The sequence below is a fragment of the Asticcacaulis sp. genome (assembly GCF_047605585.1).
GTDB lineage: Bacteria > Pseudomonadota > Alphaproteobacteria > Caulobacterales > Caulobacteraceae > Asticcacaulis.
In genome coordinates this window covers 19,902-34,908 of the sequence record NZ_JASGFK010000013.1, presented here as the reverse complement: position 1 = coordinate 34,908, position 15,007 = coordinate 19,902, and the positions used below count along the sequence as shown (strand labels likewise).

Here is a 15,007-nt window from a genome sequence, read left to right as displayed (position 1 = left end):
GGAGTCCCCCATGATCCCTCCCTCGGAACCCTTATCAGCCGTCGACATTCGCATCCTGGAACAGATTCAGCTCGACAGCTCCCTGTCGACAAATGATCTGGCTGACAAGGTCGGCGTGTCCCAATCCCCGTGCTGGCGGCGCCTGCAAAGATTAAAGGAAGAGGGCTACATCAAAGGCGAAGTCGCAATCCTCGACCGGCACAAGTTCGAAGGTACGTTACTTATATTCGCCTACCTCAAGATGACTACCCTCACCGAGGACAAGCGGGCGCAGTTCCTGCGCCGGATCGAGACAACGCCCGAGATCCTGGAGTGCCACACCTTGTTTGGCGAAAAAGACATTATGCTTAAGGTCATCGCCCCAAGCATGGACTGGTATCAGCGCTTCATATTCAATGTCATCCTCAAACTGCCGGGCGTCGTCGATATCCAATCCACCATTACCCTGGCTGAACTGAAGTCAACGACTGCCATTCCCTTACGCGCAGTGAAGACCGCTTGACAAAGTTTATTCCTCTGATGCCGTTTGCCGGCGGAAGCTATGCCGTAAGGCCTTAACCAAGGCCGCAAATCAGCAATTTTTTGCATTGAATTCGTCGTAGCGTCACTTCCGGTCACAAGACACACTTCCAGGAAGTTCCCCATGTTCACCCCTCTTCGTCGTCTGGCTTTGTCTACGAGCGCACTCGTCTGTTTGCTGGTCGTGACGCCGGCGCTGGCGCAGAACACACCAGCCTCCCCTGCGTTCACACCAGCCGACTTCGGCGCGCCGGTCGTATCGCAACACAAAGGCACTTTCGGGGGACATGCGATCGATTACACGGCCACAGTTGCCTCCTACTTAGTCAAAGACAAGACGGGGCGCGACGCCCTATCGGTTGTCACCTTCGCCTATGTCGCGAAGGTCAAGGATGCCTCGCAGCGGCCCGTGCTATTCGTATTCAACGGCGGCCCGATCACTGCCGCGCTTTACCTCCAGATGGGTGCACTGGCCCCAATGCGGGTAGCAGCAAGTCGCGACCTGTCCGCCGACCCGAAAACCTTCCCGCTGGTCGACAATCCCGACAGTCCTCTCGATGCTGCCGATATCGTCTTTATCGATCCAGCTGGCACGGGCTACAGCCGTCCCCTGACCGGCACGGATCTCAAGGCTTGGTTCTCGGTTAAGGCCGACGGTGACGAATTCGCGCAAGCTATCACCAACTGGATGATTACCAATCACCGCGAAACCTCGCCAGTCTACGTCTTTGGTGAATCCTACGGCACTATACGTGCGCCTCAAGTTATAAAAGACCTGGCCGAGGCCGAACATCCCCTGACATTGGGCGGCGTCGTTCTGTTGGGCCAGGCGGCCAATATCGCCGACTACGTCCAGCATCCGACCAATATCATCAGCTATGTGGTGTCCCTACCGACACTCGCTGCCACGGCCTGGTATCACCAGGCGACAGACCGCAAAGGACTGACGTTAGAGGCCTTCGTTAACGAGGCCCGGACATTTGCCGATAACGAATATCTGCCGGCGCTCTATAAGGGCGATTTGATTACGCCCGAGGAAAAAGCAGCGGTCGCTCAAAAACTAGCCGCTTACACCGGCGTGCCCACGCAGTACTATCTCGACAATCGGCTGCGTCTCACCAAGGAAGGCTATCGTCGCCTTTTGTTCAAGGACAAGGGCCTGATCTTGGGGATGGCCGATACCCGCTACGTTGGACCGGCAACCGCCGGTGATCCGTCGCGTATTGTGAGTGACGCCTACGAGTCAGGCTTTGCCACATACCGTCGCGATTTCCTTAAGCTAACGGACAAAGTTGCGTATCTGACCGCTGATCCTGTCTGCGACGCCATCGGCCAGGGCTGGAGCTATGGCGGCGCGGACTCACCCTTCGTGGATTATCCCTATTACGCCATGATCTCAGACGCGTTGAAGAAGCAGCCCAACATGAAAATCCTTGTCGGGAACGGCTATTTCGACACCCAAACCACGGTCGGCGCCGCAGAGCTGCTCCTGAAACAGTCGGGCTGGCCGCGCGCCAATACGCGCCTGAAGCTCTACGAGGGCGGTCACATGGCCTATTCCAATCCCGATGCTTTGAAACAGCTCGGTGCGGATCTCCGCGCCTTCATGTCCGAGGGTCACTGATGGCCTGCGTGCACTACGGCCCCGCAGATGTGGTCAAATGGCTGGACTATCCCGGCTGTATAGACGCCGTCCGAGCCGCCATGGCGGCCTTCTCAGCATCGGAAGTGCCTCAGCCCCTGCGTACCATCATTCCTCTCGCCCCGCTGAAGGTTCTGGCCTTGATGCCGGGCTTTCTTTTGCCTGATGGGGAACTGGGACCGTTTGGCGGCAAAATCATAAGTGTGGCGCGCAATCCGGAAAACCCCGGCCGCTCGAAGCACCATGGCCTGGTTATTGTCTTCGATCCTGAGACCGGTGAACTGGTGTGTACGGCCGATGCCGGTGAGGTGACGGAAATTCGCACCGCCGCGGCCTCCGCCGTCGCTACCGATGCTCTGGCGCGTACCGATGCCCGTTTCATGACCGTCTTCGGCGCCGGTGCACAAGCCCGATCGCATATCGAAGCGATCCGCCATGTCCGCGACCTTAAGCACATAAATGTCTGGGCGCGCGACTTTGAAAAAGCATGCCTGTTTGCCGAAGAGATGGCGGGGATGAGTGGTCTTGCCATTTCTCCAGTGGCGTCGGCCGAGGTCGCCTGTCGGGGCGCCGATATTATCTGCACAACCACAGGATCTTCTGAACCGATCCTTTTTCGGGACTGGGTGGAGCCCGGGACGCACCTGAACATCGTGGGTTCGTCCGGCCCTGGACCCGTAGAAGTCGACAACGCCCTGGTTGTGGCCTCGCGCTATATCGCCGATAGCCGCCGTTCGGTGCTGGCCGCCGGCGCCGAGTTCCTTGTGGCGAAAGAAGCGGGTCTCATCGGCGATGAGCATATCGTGGCCGAGATCGGCGAGGTGCTCAACGGCACTGCCGACGGACGCCGCGACGACCAGGAAATCACCGTGTACAAGTCCCTTGGCCATGTCGTGCAGGACCTCTATTCTGCCGCCTATATCCACCAAAAAGCACAGGCTGCCCAATGATGCGCTCTCGCCTTCGCTCTGTTCTCCTCGCGACTGTTTTCGGCTGCCTGATGACTGGCTCCGCCCTTGCCGATGCCAGCTTTGTCGAGATCCAGAACAAACAGCCGATCGGTCACCTGGACGTCACGCAGTCCGGTCAGGTCATAAGCATCGACTACTTTGTCGACGACAATGGCCGCGGTCCCAAGCACAAGCAGACCCTGACCCTGGCGCCGGATGGCCTGCCACTGAGCGGCCAGATCAGTGGCACCTCCTTGATGGGCGGCAAGGTCGATGAACAGTTCGCCTTCGACAAGGATCATTTCACCTGGACCAGCCAGGCCGATCATGGCGACCTGAAGATGAAAGCCCCCGGGCTTTACATCGTCAACGATTCCAATCCCTACAATCTTGCTCTTTATGCGCGCTGGCTGCTGAAACAACCGGGCCAGGAAGCCGATGTCCTACCCGGCGGCCACCTGCGCCTGACGACGCTCGACACCTACACATTTGGCGACGTCAAGGCGACCGCCTACCAGTTGGACGGTCTCAATCTGCAGCCCGGCTATCTCCTGCTGGATCAGACGGGTGAACTCTTCGCCTCAATCAGCGGCGAGATGCTTGTGCGTAAAGGCTACGAAGGCCAGGTCGAAGCCCTTGCCAAGGTATCGACCGATCTGTCGGCGGCGCGCCAAAAAGCGCTTCAGACGAAGCTGGGGCACCGGTTTGCAGGTGCGGTTCGCATTAAGAATGTCCACGTATTCGATCCGCGCAGTGGGAGCTTGGGCCCCATATCGAGCGTCTATGTGGTGCGCGATCGCATCGCCACCATCGTGCCTGAGGCGGAGGCCGAGATAGACGCGCCGCTTGACGAGACCATTATCGACGGTCAGGGGGGCACCCTCGTACCAGGCCTGCATGACATGCACTCGCACACGACCGATTCATCCGGTCTGTTCCTGTTGGCTGCGGGCGTGACGGCCGTGCGGGACATGGGCAACTTCAATGACTTTCTAGACGGCCAAATGGATTTGCTCGACAAGGGGGAAATCGCTGGACCACGAATTATCGCCAACGGCTTCGTCGAAGGCAAGTCGCCCTATTCGGCCAATTACGGCGTCGTGGTCGGGTCTCAAGAGGAAGCGAACAAGACGGTAAGATGGTATGCCGACAACGGCTATTTCCAGCTCAAGATCTATAATAGCTTCAATCCTGATTGGGTCAAACCGTCAGCGGCCGAAGCCCATCGCCTCGGTATGAATGTGGTTGGCCACATCCCGGCCTTCTACACACCTGATCGCGCCATCGCGGATGGCTACAACGAGATCACCCACATCAATCAACTCGCTCTGGGCTGGCTCTTGAAGGATGGTGAGGATACGCGCACGCCTCTTCGGCTAACGGCCCTGCAACGCGCCGCCACGCTCGATCTCAACAGCGCCCCCGTCCAGCACACGGTCGAGCTGATGAAGGCCCATCAGACCTCGCTCGACTCAACCGCCGTGATCGTCGAACGCCTGATGCTGAGCCGCGCCGGTACTGTGCTCCCCGCCGATCAATATTACCTCGATCATATGCCGATCGCCTACCGACGTTATCGCATGCGCACCTATGTGCCGCTGAAATCGCCAGAGGAAGACGCCAGCTACTTCAAAGCATTCGACCAGCTGGTCTCGGTGCTGGGTATGCTGCATGCCAACCATATTCAGCTGCTTCCGGGTACGGACGATACGCTTGGCTTTTCCGTGCGGCGTGAACTGGAGCTCTACGTCAAGGCCGGCATGAGCCCGGCCGAGGCGCTGAAGGTCGGCACACTCGATATGGAGACCTATCTCCATCGCGATCAGGAACTGGGTACCATCGAGCGGGGAAAGTTGGCCGATTTCTTCCTCGTTGCAGGCGATCCGACAAAGGACATAACCGCCCTGCATGAAACCCGTATGGTGTTGAAAGGCGGCTTTGTCTATTTTCCTAACGAAATTTACGATGCTCTAGGGATCAAGCCTTTCACGACGCCACCCATCGTTACGCCCCCGGCGCAACCTCGTACCGCTTCCGGTTCCGCACCTTCCGGGGATTCCTATGACGCCTTTGACTGAGGTCCGCCACCTGCCGTACACGTTTGATGCGCCCTATCCTGATGCGGTTAAGGTGGGAGACCGCCTCTATATGTCCGGTCAAATCGGCAATGATGGGGACGCCGGTTTGTCGATCGAAGCGCAGACCCACCGCGCCATAAGCAAGATCATTGCCGCTCTATCCCCATATGGCCTTGGCCTCGGCGACATCGTTCAGTGCCGGGTGCTCTTGGCCGATTTGGCTGACCTGGAACGCTTCGATCGTATTTATCTGCAATATTTTAATGGCCCTCGCCTGCCCAGTCGAACAACCTTTCACGTGGCCGCCCTCCTGTCGGAGGCTCTGGTCGAAATCGAATGTACTGCCTTTGCCGGGAGCCCGCAATGACGGTCAGAACAGCTCTGATTCTGGTTTTACCCGCTGTCCTCAGTTTAGCCGTGTCTCAGAGTGAGGCTGAAGCGCAAACGACCTCACTCCTACATGTCGAACGCACACACACCGGTTCGGCCAATGGAACGCGTCTGACCTATCGCAGCATTGTAGACGAGATGCCTCTGCAAAACGCTGCTGGTGAGACGATCGCGACGATTGTCTCGACCAGCTATCTCCGCACCGATGTGGCCAAGGATAAGGTGAGACCGGTCCTATTCGTCTTTAACGGTGGACCAGGCTCTGCATCTGTATGGCTGCAGATGGGGCTCATCGCCCCAAAACGTGTTGCCTTCTCCGACGACACAAAGCCGGAGACGGTGCCTCCCTTTGCGTTGGTGGACAATCCGGATACCCCGCTCGACGTGGCCGATATCGTCCTGATAGATCCACCCGGCACGGGGTATTCGACAGTCACAACCGGACACGAGGCTGAAGTCTACGGCGTCGACGAAGACGCAACCGCCGTCGCGCAATTCATCAACACCTGGTGCGCCCGCAACGGCCGTCTAAATGCACCCAAATACCTTCTCGGCGAATCTTACGGCACCTTGCGCGCGGCGCGCCTGGCTCGCAAACTGGCCGGCGGACCGATGGAAACCGGCCATATGACCGGCCTGACCTTGAATGGTATCCTGCTGTACGGCCAATCGATGAACTTTGCAGAGACCACAGACGTCACCTATCTGGCAGCCCTGCCAACCCTCGCCGCCACAGCCTGGTATCACGGTCTGGTCGATAAGTCCGCCACGACGCTCGACAAGCAGATTGCCGACGCAAAGGCTTTTGCAAAGGGCGATTATCTGCAAACCCTGTTCCTTGGCGATACGGCTACGAAGGACCAAAAAGATCGAGTCGCTGCGCGCATAGCCGCCCTGACGGGGCTCAGCTCGGCCTATGTCCAAAGTCACGAACTACGCGTATCGCCTTCGGATTACGCCAAGGAGGCCCTTGCCTCGAAAGGCCTGCAGATCGGCCTGTATGACGGCCGCTTCACTCTGCCGCTGGCGGCGACGGGCAGCGATCCGGTCGCCGACGATCCGGCCATGGGCCAATATGTTCCGGGTTTCCTCGCCGCCGCAGCGGATTACAGGCGCGACGATCTGGGCTTGGAGACCGACCGCGAATACCATGCGATCGAATTTAGAAGCATAAATGCACGCTGGAACTATGGCGCGGGCCCTGGCGTGCCGCCGAATATCAATTTTGCGACTGACCTGGCGGTTGCCATGCGCCGCAACCCGGCCCTGCGAGTATTCGTTGGTGAAGGCGCCTATGACCTCGTGACGACCGCCGGCATGGCCGACTACACAGTTTCTCACTCTGGCCTCGATGCAGCCCGGGTCACCGTGCGTCTCTATCCATCGGGTCATATGCCCTATATGGGCGCTGAGAGCCGCAAAGCGACCGCCGCCGATATCCGCCGTTTCATCTCGGAATAAACCATGACTGAACCAAGGCCATCCGGCCGTAAACTGAAGCAGACCGTGGGCTTGATCGGGGTCGTGATGTTCGGGGCCGGCTCTGCGATCGGCGTGTCCATATTCTCGGTATTGCAGCCCGCCGCCAAGGTGGCCGGATCGGGCCTTCTGATCGCCATGGCGATCGCAACCATCCCCATGATCCTGTTCGCTGCCAGTTACGCTTTCATGGGGTCGGCCCTACCGACCTCCGGCGCCTCATATGAATGGCCGCGTCGCTTTATTCATCCGTTTGTGGGCTTTCTGATCGCCTGGCTGCGCATCATCGCCAATGTGGGCGCGATCATCGTTTTGTCATCGGTGTTGGTCAGCTATCTCAGCATGGCCTTTGCCTTGCCTCATAAACTCACTATGGCAGTAGCGATTTCGATCGCCTTCGCCATGAACTATTTCGGCGTGTCCATTGCCTCGGGGGTCCAGACCCTTCTGATGGGACTTCTGCTCTTCGTACTCGTGGTCTTCGCCGGCACGGGCCTGCCGCTGACCAGTCTCGACCTGATCCAACCCGTGATCGGACACGGGTGGGTGTCTATCCTGGCCTGCGTCACCCTGATGATTTCTCTATTCCTGGGGATCGAGTCCGCCGTTGAAATCGGCGAAGAGGTCAAGAATCCGCAGAAAACCCTGCCGCAAGGCATCGTACTGGCCGTTCTCCTGACTCTGCTCGTCTATGGCATTGTTGCCATCACCGCCCTCGGCCTAATCGGGCCTGACAAGCTAGCGCAAACCCGAACACCTCTGCTCGATTCTGCCCGCGTCCCGCTTGGTCCATGGGCGTCGCCGCTCATCATCAGCGCGGCTGCCATGTCCATCATGAAATCCCTGAACGGGATTGCGCTTGGCTTTTCCCGATCACTGTATGCCATGGGCCGGGAAGGTGCCTTGCCCCGCTTCTTGACGGCAGTGCATCCAAAATTCGGCACGCCCTACATCGCCGTCGCTATTTGCTGGGCCGCAGGTCTGGCTGGCATCTTCCTGCCCGACGACCTGGTCTTTCTGCTCCTGGCCGTCAACATTCCGACGATGCTGAAATACATGGCCTGTTCGATCTCGGCCACAAACCTAGTCCGCTACCATCCCGACCTCTATGCGAACGCGGCCCTCAAATGGTCCAAAGGCACTATCCTCTTTTTGGGATACGTCGGTGCCCTTTGTGCAGTTGGCATCATTATCGCCGGGAGCGAGGCAGACATCCGTCCCTATGGCCTGCTTGGCGTATGGGGATTGATTGGCGTGATTTACTGGCTGATCCGTCATTGGACAAAAAAGACCGGGAACGACCGCTTATCGAACTAATTTATGCGAAGATTGCCTTCTCTAGCCGCCACTTCACATAAGAATTGCGCGCAGCGTCAGTTAAATTTGCCTGGTTCCGAGGCCACTTCGAGGCCCGACAAGGATTTCTGAATGACTACCCCTTTGCAGCCCCTGCCGCTGCCCGCCAGTACGTCCGTTCGCCGTTCCACGGCCTCGTTGTCATACGCCCAATGGGTACGCCACGCCATTTCGCAAAGCAGTAACGCCTTCGTACTGTTCGACAGTTCGGTCGACGAACCCAAAACGCTCCTGCAGGAAACAATCATAAAGGTCTTCGGAAACACCGTTAGCGATCGCTATACATCTGCTTTCGTGAATGGTAACCCGTTTGCGCTAAAGGCGCTTTCACGGCGCTACCAAATTCCGGAAGAATATATTTTAACGACATCCGCAGCCACTACAGCCATTTCCCTGGTCTATCGCGCCTACCTCAAACCCGGAGACCATATTCTCGTGGAAACCCCGCGGTTCGATCTCCTGGAGACGACGGCTGAAGGTATGGATGTTGACGTCGAGGACTTTCAGCGAACGGCTCCAAACTATAAAATAGATATCGAGGGTTTACGCCGGCAAATTCGCTCCAATACCCGCCTAATCGTTCTGTCAGACCTGCACAATCCCTCAGGCGCCCTGTTGTCTGAGGGCGAATTGCAAGCACTCACTGGCATTGCCAGCGAGTTCGGACTTAAGATCGTCGTGGACGAAGTGTATGGCGACTATGCCGAACGGGCCCGCCCCCGATCCGCCGCAGAGGCCTCACCCGACGTCATCGCCATCAATAGTCTCACCAAGATCTATGGCTTGAGCACGCTTCGCTTCGGCTGGGTATTTGCGTCGCCCGAGACCCTGGCTCCTATCCGCGATACGGCGGCGCGATACGATTTCACCAGCTCTAACCTGACCCACGCGATTGCGAGCCTGGTTCTCGAAGACGACCAACGCTTCGACGCCTATCGCCAAGACGTTATGAACCGCACCCGTCCAATCATGGAAAGGGCATTCACGAACCTGGCCAATCAAGGCCTGATTGAAGGCTCAATGCCTAGCTACGGATGCATCTGCTTCCCTAAGCTTGTCGGCATTGCAGACACCAACGCCTTTTCCGACTGGCTGGCCGTCAATCACAATGTCAGGGTTGCCCCGGGCGAATATTTTGGCGCCCCTGGATTTGTTCGGATCGGTTTCGCCAAGGAACCGTTTGGCATGACAGCAGCCCTGGAACGCTTCACAATAGGTCTTCACCAATATCAGACAGCGCCAACACGAGCTATACCTGCTTAATAATAGTGATAAGGCCCTACAACTAGGCTCAGGACTCATAGCCAGGAGAGCAATGTAGCGGCAATGGCTATGACGGACAGAAAGACGTTCGGAGATCGGTCATACCGCGTGGCGACGCCAGTCCTTCAGTCGTCCAATCTCAATTTGATTGCGTCGTTTATATCGGCCCGTGCCGTATTTGACGGGCTCGGTTCGGGATTTCCGTCCTGGAATGCAGAGTGGAGTGCCTTTGGCCTGCAAAGCGTCCCTGAACCAATCCGCGTCATAACCCCGGTTGTCCAGAAGCCACTTCGTTCTGGGCAGACTGTCCAACTAAGCGGCAGCGCCAGTGTAATTACTGACCTGGCCCGCCGTCATGTACAGGCTGATCGGGCGCCCATTCGCGTCCGTGACGGCATGAAGTTTGGTGTTTCATGCCGCCTTTCGTACGCCCAATCAGTCGTCCGCCCCCCTTTACCCGCAGGCTCGAAGCGGTCCGGTGTGCCTTCAGATAGATCGCGTCGATCATCACCGTGCGACGTTCGGCCTGGACGCCAGACTGACCCGCCATTATCGTGACAAGGATACCGGTCGCGCTCCAGCGCTTGCAGCGATTGTAGAGGGTCTTGTGTGGACCATAGACCGCAGGCGCCCCACACCAGCGCACCCTTTTGCGATTGACGAAAATGGTCCCGCTCAACACCCGGCGGTCATCCACGCGGATCCCAGCCATCATGCGCCTGCTGATCGCCGAGGCGCGCGCTTTCCCAGACCTCGCCATCATCTGGCACGACAAGGTTGTCTCAAAGATACTGGGAGTTCTCACTGGGGCAATCGAGCGCGCGCAAGAGCGCGGAGAGATGAAGGCTGGGGATCCTAGACTTTATGCCTTTTCCATTCTCGGGCCGATGCTGGCGGGTGTCCTATTCCAACAGATATTTGCGGAGACCGACGTGCTCCCTCCCGACCTTGGTCAGCTTGCAGAACAACATGGCCAAGCTATCTTGAATGGCTTGCTTGTATCGAAGGGATAGCTCCCCTCTGTCTGCCACATTAGCCGCATTGGTGACCGTTGACGAAACCGGTCTACATCTACAGGCCTTTAGACGGAATGTCCGCTTTTTGGCCCAAACTCGGACGGCCAGGGTCGGCAGGTATCTTCACCCGTCGGATTCGGATAACGGACTTTGCTTACAACGGATATTTCCGAGCACAGGAGCAGAGCACAGACCGCTGAGAACCGCTGTAAGTCCTCCTTTTCAGGTTGTGACCCGAACCGCTCCCTTGCAGGCAGGAAAACACTCTTCCACTGTGTCACAAATACGTCTTGTCAAAACCAGATAACATGTTAAGCATTTGCATAACACGTTAAATAAAACGTGGCCAGGTCGTGATTTAACGGTCCTGCGGCATACGTATCCAAGGGGTAAGACGATGAACAAGTTGAAGAAGCGCCTGCGGGCGTCGACGATTGCCGGTTTCACATTCGCATCCATGTTTGCCGCATCGGCGACCCTGGCCGCGCAGGCACAAAATCCAGCTGATCAACCACAACCGGCCGCACCGGCGAAAGCCCAAGACGAGGTTGTGATCACCGTAACCGCGTACAAACAAGGCGCCCTCGCCGTCCAGAAAGTGCCGGGCAGTATCGCAGTATTGGGCCAGGATCGCCTTGAGGCCATGGGGGTTGCCAATTTTGCCGATTTCGCCCGCTCGGTCGCCGGCTTGACCTTTGCCGACTACGGCCCTGGCGACAAGCGCTACATTATCCGCGGCATCAATTCCGCCGGTGAAGCTCAGGTAGCCACCTACTACGACAACGTGCCGATGAGCGGCATGGGGGGCGCAGCCACCAGCTTCGGCGGGCAGCAGGCCGACCTCGACCTCTATGATGTCCAGCAGATCGAAGTCCTGCGCGGCCCGCAAGGCACGCTTTACGGTTCCAACTCGCAATCCGGCGTGATCCGTTTCGTGACCAACAAGCCGAAGCTCGATCGCTATGCCGCCAGCCTCCTACTCGACGGTTCGCAAACCACCGATGGCGGCGGCAACTATGCCATCAAGGGCATGGTCAACGTACCCCTGGTCGAAGACAAGCTGGCTCTGCGTGTCGTCGCCTATCATGATGATTTCTCGGGCTTTATCGACAATACCCTGCGCAATAAGGACAATTACAACTACTACCGCGACTCTGGCGTCCGCATTGGCCTGAAGGGCCAATTGGGCGACCGGACCAGCATGCTGCTGCAATATTTCTATCACTCGATGGATTCCGGCGGCCAGCCGCAGGAACGTAATGTCTCGATCACCGACGCGGACACCGGCCTCTACTATCCCGCCGCTGGCGATCGCAAGAACGACCTCTACTCCTGGGAACCGCGTACCGACACCACCAAGATCCTGGCGCTCACCCTGGAACATCAATTTGACAAGGCCGACCTGACCGTCGCCACTTCCTACACTGATCGCAATGCGGTCGTGACCGAAGATGACCACGCATCCTTCAACTTCTTCCACTTCCTGCAAGGTGTCGGCGCCTTCCCGGACACGCTTGATATTCCGGACGCCGGTGTTTCGGTGGCCCCACAAAGCACCAAGCTTTTCAACACGGAAGCGCGGATCAGCACGCACTTCGACGGACCGCTGAACGGAGTCTTCGGGGTCTACTATTCCGATCGCGAGATCGACTTCGCCACCTACCTTTATGCCTCCGTGGCGGCGACGGGCCTGCCTGACTACAACGGCACCATCTATTCGAACCGCTACTTCGTCGACAAGACGAAGGATTCCGCCCTCTTCGGCGAGGCTACCTGGAAGATCACGCCCAAGCTGTCCTTTACCGGCGGTGTGCGGGTCTTCAAGACCGACCGCGACATCTATTCCCATACGGTCGTGCCCTTCTTCGGCCTCAGCGATCCGAGCGAGTCGACCACCAAGGCTGATGCCGATGGCACCATCTACAAGGCCAACCTCTCCTATAACCTGACGCCGAATGTGCTGGTCTTCACGCAATACGCCGAAGGTTATCGCGGCGGCGGCACCAATGCCTCTTCGTCGTCGGACGTGCCGTCCGGCTACGGCCCGGACCGCACCCGCAACTATGAAGCCGGCATCAAGAGCCGTCTATTCAATGGCAAGCTGCTCGCTAACCTGACGGCCTACTCCATCGATCTGATCGATCTGCAAATCGAGCAGCGTTACGGTGTTGGCGGCGTCTTCTCCGGCGTCGGCAACCTGTCCGGTACCGCTGCCCGCTCGCAAGGCGCGGAATTCGATATCACCGCCCGGCCGCTCCAGGGCATGACCCTGGTGGTCGCCGCCGGTTACAGCGATGCCAAGCTGACCAAGGACCTGCCGACCCTCGGCGACCTGGCCCTGGAAGGCACGCCGCTGCTGAATGTGCCCAAGAGCAGCTACAGCGTGTCGCTTGACCAGCGCTTCACCCTGGGCGGCCGTTCGGTAACCGTGGGCGGCGACGTGCAGCATGTCGGAGAGGTCGAATATACCAGCTATGACGAATACAACGTCCCGACCGCAGCCTATACCCTGGTCAATCTGCGCGCCACGCTCAATCTCGATCGTTATTCGCTGACCCTCTACGCCGACAATGCCTTTGACGAGAACGCCCAGGTGAACATTGAAAATACCGTCAATGACCCATACAACGTCCTGACCAATCGCCCGCGTACCATTGGCCTGCGTCTGAACGCCCACTGGTAAGCCACGGCCTGACCGCCCCGACCGGCGCTCTTGTCCTCCCCGAAAGAGCGCCGGTCTTTTTCTGTTTCAGCTTAAGGGATATCGATATGACCGGATGTCTTCGCCACGCGGCCCTGGCCGTTCTCCTTTGCGGTACGGCCCTTTCCACGTCTTGCCCGGCCGCCACGCCGGAACCGGTGACCGCTCCCCTACCCGATACTGTCGATTCCGCCGTCACCACCAGCCATGACGTGACCGTCAATGGCAAGGTCATCCATTACAAGGCGACGGCCGGTTCGCTGGTCCTGCGCAATGCCAATGGCATGCCGACCGCCACCATGTTCTATGTCGCCTATGTCGCCGACCAGCCGGCCGGTGCGCCGAAGCGGCCGGTGACCTTCCTGTTCAATGGCGGCCCCGGTTCAGCCAGCCTGTGGCTGCACATGAGCGGCCTGGGCCCGCGCTCGGTCGTCACCGCCAGCCCTAACCCGACCGGCCCGGCGCCCTACCGCTTCAGCCCGTCCGAAAATACCCTGCTGGATACCAGCGACCTGGTCTTCCTCGATGCCGTCGGCACCGGCTATTCGCAGATTCTGCCCGATGGCAACAGCGTCGATTTCTGGGGCGTGGATCAGGACGCCAATGCCTTTACGCAAGGTGTCACCACCTGGCTCAGCCAGAACCAGCGCTGGACCTCGCCCAAGTTCCTGTTCGGGGAATCCTACGGCACCACCCGTGCGGCGGCGCTGGTCTATCGCCTGCAGAATGTCGGCGTCCAGGTCAATGGCGTGGTCCTGCTCTCCACCATCCTCGACTTCGCCCCCAACCTGGCGGGACAGGATCAGGGCTTCGTCAATCTTATGCCGACCTATGCCGCGACGGCCTGGTATCATAACCGCGCCAGACGCGAGCCCGCCGATTTCAACGCCTTCCTCGACGCCGCCCGCGACTTCGCGCGTGGCCCTTATGCCGCGGCGCTTTCCAGGGGCGACGCCCTGCCGGAGGCTGAGGAAAACGCCGTGGCCGAGCGCCTGTCGCAGTTCACCGGCCTGTCGGTCGATTACCTGAAGCGCTGCAAGCTGCGCATCGACATGGAAGCCTTCCGCCGCGAACTGCTGAAGGACCAGACCACCATCACCGGCCGCTTCGACGCCCGTTTCACCGCCCGCGATTCCTACCTGGCCGCCAGCGGTTCCTTCGATCCGGCCACCGACGATCCGGCAACTGCCGGCGTCAGCAGCGCCTATCTCTCGACCTTCCACGACTACCTGTCGGGTGAACTGAACTATCACCCGGACCGTACCTACAAGGCGCTGAACAATATGGTGGTCGAGCCTGCCTGGGACTGGCACCACAAGGCGCCTGGCTTCGATGAGCCCCTGACCACAGTCAATACCGCCATCGACCTCTCGGCGGCCATGCGCGGCAATCCGCAGCTCAAGGTGCTGTCGATGAACGGGCTCTACGACCTCTCCACGCCCTTTTTCGCCACCGAAAACGCGTTGCAGCACATGCTCCTGACGCCGGAACTGCGCGGCAATGTCAGCCTGACCTATTACAGTTCCGGCCACATGACCTATGGCGACCAGACGGCGCTGAAACAGATGAAGGCCGACCTCGTCAAATTCTACAACACCGCCACGCACTGAACC

At 58.7% G+C, this 15,007-nt stretch carries 11 protein-coding genes and 1 pseudogene; 11 read left to right on the top strand and 1 reads right to left on the bottom strand.

Features of this window, described 5'->3' with window-relative positions; genetic code table 11:
• Positions 1–10: 10 nt before the first annotated feature.
• From QM647_RS18680 to QM647_RS18645, 8 genes are all read left to right on the top strand, one after another.
• Positions 11–502 carry an Lrp/AsnC family transcriptional regulator gene (locus tag QM647_RS18680; protein ID WP_414997072.1) on the top strand — a complete coding sequence of 164 codons (492 nt, stop codon included), beginning with the start codon at positions 11–13 and terminating at the stop codon, positions 500–502.
• Positions 503–643: 141 nt separating this feature from the next.
• Positions 644–2,143 carry a S10 family peptidase gene (locus QM647_RS18675; protein ID WP_414997071.1) on the top strand — a complete coding sequence of 500 codons (1,500 nt, stop codon included), beginning with the start codon at positions 644–646 and terminating at the stop codon, positions 2,141–2,143.
• Complete coding sequence (locus QM647_RS18670; protein ID WP_414997070.1) at positions 2,143–3,111, top strand: ornithine cyclodeaminase family protein; 969 nt, start codon at positions 2,143–2,145, stop codon at positions 3,109–3,111. Before QM647_RS18675 ends, QM647_RS18670 begins: the two co-directional genes overlap by 1 nt.
• 50 nt (positions 3,112–3,161) lie before the next feature.
• The gene (locus tag QM647_RS18665) at positions 3,162–5,189 is read left to right on the top strand and encodes an amidohydrolase family protein (RefSeq protein WP_414997069.1); all 2,028 of its coding nucleotides are present in this window, start codon (positions 3,162–3,164) and stop codon (positions 5,187–5,189) included.
• A complete protein-coding gene (locus tag QM647_RS18660; protein ID WP_414997068.1) occupies positions 5,173–5,556 on the top strand; it encodes a RidA family protein in 384 nt (127 codons plus the stop codon). Before QM647_RS18665 ends, QM647_RS18660 begins: the two co-directional genes overlap by 17 nt.
• Entirely contained in the window at positions 5,553–7,040 is a 1,488-nt protein-coding gene (locus QM647_RS18655; RefSeq protein ID WP_414997067.1) for a S10 family peptidase, read from the top strand. Before QM647_RS18660 ends, QM647_RS18655 begins: the two co-directional genes overlap by 4 nt.
• Positions 7,041–7,043: 3 nt before the next feature.
• Positions 7,044–8,375, top strand: coding sequence for an APC family permease (locus QM647_RS18650; RefSeq protein WP_414997066.1), 1,332 nt, complete (start codon positions 7,044–7,046; stop codon positions 8,373–8,375).
• A gap of 111 nt (positions 8,376–8,486) precedes the next feature.
• Entirely contained in the window at positions 8,487–9,677 is a 1,191-nt protein-coding gene (locus QM647_RS18645) for a pyridoxal phosphate-dependent aminotransferase (protein WP_414997065.1), read from the top strand.
• Positions 9,678–9,712: 35 nt separating this feature from the next.
• Here QM647_RS18645 and QM647_RS18640 read toward each other — a convergent pair.
• Positions 9,713–10,377: pseudogene (locus QM647_RS18640) on the bottom strand (IS5 family transposase); the annotation flags it as partial.
• Positions 10,378–10,390: 13 nt separating this feature from the next.
• Between QM647_RS18640 and QM647_RS18635 the strand changes: the two are divergent.
• The 3 genes from QM647_RS18635 (at position 10,391) to QM647_RS18625 (ending at position 15,004) form a co-directional block, all read left to right on the top strand.
• The gene (locus tag QM647_RS18635; RefSeq protein ID WP_414997064.1) at positions 10,391–10,690 is read left to right on the top strand and encodes a TetR/AcrR family transcriptional regulator C-terminal domain-containing protein; all 300 of its coding nucleotides are present in this window, start codon (positions 10,391–10,393) and stop codon (positions 10,688–10,690) included.
• Positions 10,691–11,090: 400 nt separating this feature from the next.
• On the top strand, positions 11,091–13,376 hold the full coding sequence (locus tag QM647_RS18630; protein WP_414997063.1) for a TonB-dependent receptor: 2,286 nt from the start codon (positions 11,091–11,093) through the stop codon (positions 13,374–13,376).
• An 86-nt stretch (positions 13,377–13,462) separates the two neighbouring features.
• Positions 13,463–15,004, top strand: coding sequence for a S10 family peptidase (locus tag QM647_RS18625; protein WP_414997062.1), 1,542 nt, complete (start codon positions 13,463–13,465; stop codon positions 15,002–15,004).
• The last annotated feature ends 3 nt before the right edge of the window (positions 15,005–15,007 follow it).

Excerpts from the sequence above, each read along its gene's own strand:
- QM647_RS18625 (WP_414997062.1), top strand. The coding sequence starts at position 13,463 with ATGACCGGATGTCTTCGCCACGCGGCCCTGGCCGTTCTCCTTTGCGGT.
- QM647_RS18665 (WP_414997069.1), top strand. The coding sequence starts at position 3,162 with ATGACTGGCTCCGCCCTTGCCGATGCCAGCTTTGTCGAGATCCAGAAC.
- QM647_RS18670 (WP_414997070.1), top strand. The coding sequence starts at position 2,143 with ATGGCCTGCGTGCACTACGGCCCCGCAGATGTGGTCAAATGGCTGGAC.
- QM647_RS18635 (WP_414997064.1), top strand. The coding sequence starts at position 10,391 with ATGCGCCTGCTGATCGCCGAGGCGCGCGCTTTCCCAGACCTCGCCATC.
- QM647_RS18660 (WP_414997068.1), top strand. The coding sequence starts at position 5,173 with ATGACGCCTTTGACTGAGGTCCGCCACCTGCCGTACACGTTTGATGCG.
- QM647_RS18645 (WP_414997065.1), top strand. The coding sequence starts at position 8,487 with ATGACTACCCCTTTGCAGCCCCTGCCGCTGCCCGCCAGTACGTCCGTT.
- QM647_RS18655 (WP_414997067.1), top strand. The coding sequence starts at position 5,553 with ATGACGGTCAGAACAGCTCTGATTCTGGTTTTACCCGCTGTCCTCAGT.
- QM647_RS18630 (WP_414997063.1), top strand. The coding sequence starts at position 11,091 with ATGAACAAGTTGAAGAAGCGCCTGCGGGCGTCGACGATTGCCGGTTTC.
- QM647_RS18675 (WP_414997071.1), top strand. The coding sequence starts at position 644 with ATGTTCACCCCTCTTCGTCGTCTGGCTTTGTCTACGAGCGCACTCGTC.
- QM647_RS18680 (WP_414997072.1), top strand. The coding sequence starts at position 11 with ATGATCCCTCCCTCGGAACCCTTATCAGCCGTCGACATTCGCATCCTG.
- QM647_RS18650 (WP_414997066.1), top strand. The coding sequence starts at position 7,044 with ATGACTGAACCAAGGCCATCCGGCCGTAAACTGAAGCAGACCGTGGGC.